The sequence below is a fragment of the Terriglobales bacterium genome (assembly GCA_035624455.1).
Taxonomy (GTDB): domain Bacteria; phylum Acidobacteriota; class Terriglobia; order Terriglobales; family Acidobacteriaceae; genus DASPRM01.
Window position 1 is genome coordinate 1 of record DASPRM010000105.1, and the last position, 5,044, is coordinate 5,044.

A 5,044-nucleotide genomic window follows, 5' to 3' on the forward strand; every position below is an offset into this window, starting at 1 on the left:
CCCTGCTCGCGCGAATCATTGAACGCGGTCTGGTCAAGGACGGCCGCCTGGTTCGCCTGCGGGTTCATCTGCCCGATTATCCCGGCGCCCTGCACAAGCTCACGGGAATTCTGGCGTTGCACCGGGCAAACATTGTGGAAACTTCCTACGACCGCGCGTATTACGGAGTGAATCTGGGCGACACGGCCATTGACATCACCATGGAAACCCGCGGGCCCGATCAGATCGCCGAGCTGCTTTTGGCGCTGGTGTCCGCCGGGTACGCCCACGAACGAATTCTCTGAACGCGTCCGGGACGAAGTTGCAAAGGTCTGTGTGGTCAACTAAGCTACCTTCTCCGAGTCTTCTTCCCATCTCAGCCGGGATGGCGGAACTGGCAGACGCAGCGGACTCAAAATCCGCCGGTACTTGGTACCTTGGGGGTTCGACTCCCCCTCCCGGCACCACTCATCTAGCGCCTGGTTTTTTCCTGCAGGGGTCCCTCGACATGCTCGGGATTTCGCGTCCTCACCCCAACGAGCCAAAAGCAGGCTCTTCGGGGACCCCGAATCTCGCGGCGGCTGACTCCCGGCGGCTGACTCCCGGCGGCTGAACTGAAGCGCGAAATCAAGCTGCGAATCCAAACCAAAGCCTGCCCGTAGTCCTTGTTTACATATCACTGAAGTCGCAGCACAAATAGCGCTAATAGATGTCCTGGAGGTTGCATTTATTCGTGTGCCCGATGGAGGCTTGCCATGATCCAGGCTTCAGTATCCTTAACCCAGGTCGCAGGAACAGGACGCCAGTTTGTCGTGACTACCGGCAGCGGGCATCACTTGATTATTGACGATGCGGTGGGCGCCACCGGTCCCAAGCCGATCGAATTAGTCGCAGCTGCGCTCGCCGGATGCACGGCTTTTGACGTCATCAACATTCTTCGCAAGAAACGCCAGAACATCACGGCTTACGAAGTGCAGGTCGAAGCCGACCAGCCTGCCGATCCTCCCCAGGTCTTCACCAAAGTGCGCATCCGCCACATCGTGACTGGCATTGATGTCGATCAGGATGCAGTTGCCAGCGCCATACATCTGTCAGAATCGAAATACTGCTCAGTGGGCGCCATGATCCAGAAGACGGCGGAGTTCACCACTTCATTCGAAATCATCCCCGCGCAGGTAACAGATCTGGCAACGGCGGGAGTCCAGAGTCAATAAGTATCAGCGCGGCAATTCCTAGCTGGCGCGTTCGTCCTCGTCGTTCAAATACTCGGCGGGCACATCGTCTTCTGGAACTTCATGCGTCGTCACTTCGGAAACCTCAAGCCCATCGGCGTCTTCTACACCCTCGACGGCAGCGGCCTCGAAGGCGTTCCCCTCCTCCACCAGCTCCTCTACGCTCTCAGAATCCGCCTCTGGCGTGTCCGAGATCTGTTGAATGTCGCCGGACTGCCCGGCTGCATCTGGCCCCAGTTGGTCGCGCTTGCGGTTTCTTCTTCTGGCCATGGCACCTCTCCAAACCTTTGGATGCCCAACCCCATCAAGAAGCGCCAATTAAGCGATTGACTCGCGAGAACCCAAATATTTACGAACCCGATCCCCACTACAGGAACCTGCTTTGGATGATGCAGATAACCCCGGATTGCTGTCATTCCAGCCCGCGGCTAGGTTGAAACAAGACTACTTGGGAGGAGGGTCATGCAAAATTTCAAAAGAAGCTGCTCGCTGGGACTGGCAACTTTGTTGGTGGCAGGTCTGAGCTCGTTGGCCGGGGCGCAGCAAACCGACAACAAGCCCTCGGCAGCGCATAAGAGCAAGTCATCGGCTACGGCAAGCAATCCGAGCACGTCAGATCAGAATAAGTCGAACCTCAGTTCATCTGACAAGTCGTTTCTGAAGGATGCTGCCGAAGGCGGACTCGCCGAGGTAGAACTCGGCCAACTGGCTTCGCAAAAAGCCTCCAGCCCTGAGGTCAAGAAGTTCGCCGAACGCATGGTGAAAGACCACACCAAGGCGAATGATGAGTTAAAACAGATCGCGGCCCAGAAAGGCGTTGACCTCCCTGACAAGCCTGGTGTTACCGACAGAATGACGAAGGCTCGTCTGTCCAGGCTGGATGGCGAGAAGTTCGACAAAGCCTACATGGACGACATGGTCAAAGACCACAAAAAGGATGTGGATGATTTTCAGAAGGAAAGCGCCAAAGGCCAGGATCCTGACGTGAAGAACTTCGCCGCCAAGACCTTGCCGACTCTGCAGGAGCACCTGAACGAAGCGCAGAGGATTCAGCCTAAGACAGAACAGCAAGCACAAGCTCGTTAATGTCAATCTTCTAGCGAGAGTGGCTTCGGGCTCCGAGGTCACTCCCGCCTGGTTTCTCGGTTCCTCGATCAGACTCCCATCGCGAGTCCGTTGAAACCGCCCCGGATGGCGATTGCGTGAGCGCGCTCGTTGGCCTCGCGATTAGGGCACCGTCAGGATGGAAAGCGCGCCAGACATTGCTGACCTAAACGCCGCCGGCTATTACGCGCGGTATCGTGCAACAGATCCTTTGGCACCCGCTACGCGATCGTCTTCACTTTCGTCTCGCTCAGCGCCTCTTCGTACACCGCTATATATTTCCTGACCATCTTCTCCAGCGAAAAATTCTCTTCCACGTAGCGGCGCACCGTCGCCGGATCCAGATTCAGTTCGAGCACCCGCTTTGCCATCTCCCGCACCGAGCGGCAGACGTACCCCGAAACTCCGTCGCGCACCACTTCGGGAACCGAGCCGCCGGGCATCGCCAGCACCGGCGTGCCGCACGCCATCGCTTCCACCATCACCAGTCCGAAAGGCTCGCTCCACTGGATCGGAAACAGCATGGCCATCGAGTTCCCCAGCAGTTCGTTCTTCGCCTTCAGATCGGCCAGCCCGACATATTCCACCAGCTTGCCATCGATCTCCGGCTTGATCTTCTTTTCAAAATATTCGCGGTACATCGGCTGCACGTCCCCGGCAATTTTCAGCGGAATTCCCGTGCGCTTCGCCACCTCGATCGCGATATGCGTTCCCTTCAGCGGTGCAATCCGTCCAATAAAGCTCAGGTAGCGCTGCTTGTGCTCCACGCACTGATAATCAGTCACGTCAATTCCATGGCAGATGGTGCGCCGGTCCTGCACCGTCTCCTGCCGGCACTGCGCATCGCTGATGCAGACGTAATGGACCCGCGGATGAAAGGCATATAGCTCGCTCAGCCGGGGTTCGTGCGGACCATGCAGCGTGAGCACCATCGGTCGGTTCGAAAATCTTGAAAACACGATCGCCTGTGCCGACTGCACATGAATAAGGTCGCACTCCCGCGCCGCCTCATGCACAGCCCACGCCGTATGATTCAGCTCTCTCACCCAGGCCTGCTCCGGCGCCTTGATGGGCCACTGCCCATTGGGATACAGCGATCGCCGCTCCACACCTACCGTCGATTCCCCATTCGCGTACACGATGACTTCCACGCCTTCCTTGCTGAGACCTTCCGCGAGATGAGCAACAAAGAGCTCCGTGCCTCCGTAATCCGCCGGTGGAACAGCGATGTGTGGGGCCGCAATGAGGGCAATTTTCAATTCCGTGATCCTCGCCGGAAGGCGTGAAGCAACTCCGCAATCCTGGCGCTGAGATGAGCGCGCATCACCGAAGGTTGGCGAAGGTTGGCGCGATGCCTTGTGCGCGCGATTGTTGGTAGTACGGACACGAACATGACCTGGCCTGTCGGCCAGTCGCCCTGTTCTCCCAAAGTGTCCGGTTTTGTGCTTGACATCGCGCCGAAACGGGTCAAAATCTCCTGCACGTCGCGTCGCTTTTGTCTCATTTGACTTTTCCTGAATAGGCTCACGGCCCCATCTCTGGGAGTTTCCCCGCTCTCACAACCTAACTCGCACACTGGCCAAGGAACTTTCTCGAATCTTCACTGAGGAGGCTACCCCATGAGCAGTCTGCTGCGTTTCTCTCTCGTCGTCACCATCCTGTTCCTCAGCGTCACCCTCGTTTTCGCACAACGTGAATCGCCACGACATGGCTTCGTCCTCATCCCCGACTCCAGCTTTGAGCGTCACGGGGATCTGGGCAATCGCGCCCACACCAATCACCTGATCCATTTCCGGCCTGAAGCCGACACCGGGTCGCCCACCGGTGAAACACCGGCCTCCATCAGAGCCGTCTACAACCTTCCGTCCACCGGAGGCTCGGGCATCATCGCCATCGTTGACGCCTACGACTACCCCACTGCGCAGACCGATTTCGATACCTTCTCCGCGCAGTTTAGCCTGCCTCTCTCCACCGACACCTGCAGCGGCGGACCCTGCTTTCAGAAGGTGTACGACACCGGCACAGCGCCCCCGGTAAATTGCGGCTGGTCTCAGGAAATGGCGCTGGATATCGAGTGGGCCCACGCCATGGCGCCCAATGCCCGGATTGTTCTGGTTGAAGCCGCGTCGGCCAATCTGTTTGATCTGTTCAGCGCCGTCAGCACCGCAGCCAGCATAGTTTCCAGCGCCGGGTCGGGCGAGGTGACCATGAGCTGGGGAGCCAGCGAGTTTTCCTTCGAGACTCTCTTCGACCTCTTCTTTGCCCCTTACCCCGCGGGGCTGGCGCCAACCAGGGTGGTCTTCCTCGCCGCCAGTGGCGACACCGGCGGGACAACCATATATCCCTCGGCTTCGCCGTACGTGGTCAGCGCAGGCGGGACAACCATCCAGCGCGATGCTTCCGGTAACTTCATCGGCGAAATTGGCTGGAGCGGCAGCGGCGGAGGCAAGAGCCGCTACGAGTCGCGCCCCGGCTATCAGAGCGTCATCTCCACCATCGTCGCCAACCGCCGCGGCACTCCTGACCTCTCCTTCGACGCCGACCCGCAATCCGGGGTCTCCGTCTACGACAGCACGCCCTGCAACGGCCTGAGTGGATGGCTGGTATTTGGCGGCACCAGCGTCTCGGCGCAATGCCTGGGCGGGATCGTGAACCTTGCCGGCCACTTCTACCCCAGCTCCGCCGCCGAACTCCGCGCCATCTACACCGACTACGCGAGTCCGAACTAC

The 5,044-nt window shown here is 58.8% G+C and carries 7 protein-coding genes and 1 tRNA gene; 5 read left to right on the plus strand and 3 right to left on the minus strand.

The window, feature by feature from the left end:
- The 3 genes from VEG30_11865 to VEG30_11875 all read left to right on the plus strand — a co-directional run.
- A partial coding sequence (locus VEG30_11865; GenBank protein HXZ80621.1) for a threonine ammonia-lyase occupies positions 1-284 on the plus strand: 284 nt, incomplete at its 5' end.
- Between the two features lie 74 nt (positions 285-358).
- Positions 359-446 (plus strand) — tRNA-Leu (locus VEG30_11870).
- A 288-nt stretch (positions 447-734) separates the two neighbouring features.
- Positions 735-1,193, plus strand: a complete 459-nt coding sequence (locus VEG30_11875) for an OsmC family protein (protein ID HXZ80622.1) — start codon at positions 735-737, stop codon at positions 1,191-1,193.
- An 18-nt stretch (positions 1,194-1,211) separates the two neighbouring features.
- On the opposite strand, the gene VEG30_11880 is transcribed toward VEG30_11875, so the two are convergent.
- Positions 1,212-1,481, minus strand: a complete 270-nt coding sequence (locus VEG30_11880; protein HXZ80623.1) for a hypothetical protein — start codon at positions 1,479-1,481, stop codon at positions 1,212-1,214.
- Between the two features lie 192 nt (positions 1,482-1,673).
- On the opposite strand from VEG30_11880, the gene VEG30_11885 reads away from it, so the two are divergent.
- Complete coding sequence (locus VEG30_11885) at positions 1,674-2,297, plus strand: DUF4142 domain-containing protein (protein ID HXZ80624.1); 624 nt, start codon at positions 1,674-1,676, stop codon at positions 2,295-2,297.
- A gap of 239 nt (positions 2,298-2,536) precedes the next feature.
- Here VEG30_11885 and VEG30_11890 read toward each other — a convergent pair whose 3' ends face one another.
- Both VEG30_11890 and VEG30_11895 read right to left on the minus strand, forming a co-directional pair.
- Positions 2,537-3,574, minus strand: coding sequence for a glycosyltransferase family 4 protein (locus VEG30_11890; GenBank protein HXZ80625.1), 1,038 nt, complete (start codon positions 3,572-3,574; stop codon positions 2,537-2,539).
- A complete protein-coding gene (locus VEG30_11895) occupies positions 3,571-3,819 on the minus strand; it encodes a hypothetical protein (GenBank protein ID HXZ80626.1) in 249 nt (82 codons plus the stop codon). The genes VEG30_11890 and VEG30_11895 overlap by 4 nt, the downstream gene beginning before the upstream one ends.
- Before the next feature lie 115 nt (positions 3,820-3,934).
- On the opposite strand from VEG30_11895, the gene VEG30_11900 reads away from it, so the two are divergent.
- A partial coding sequence (locus tag VEG30_11900; GenBank protein ID HXZ80627.1) for a hypothetical protein occupies positions 3,935-5,044 on the plus strand: 1,110 nt, incomplete at its 3' end.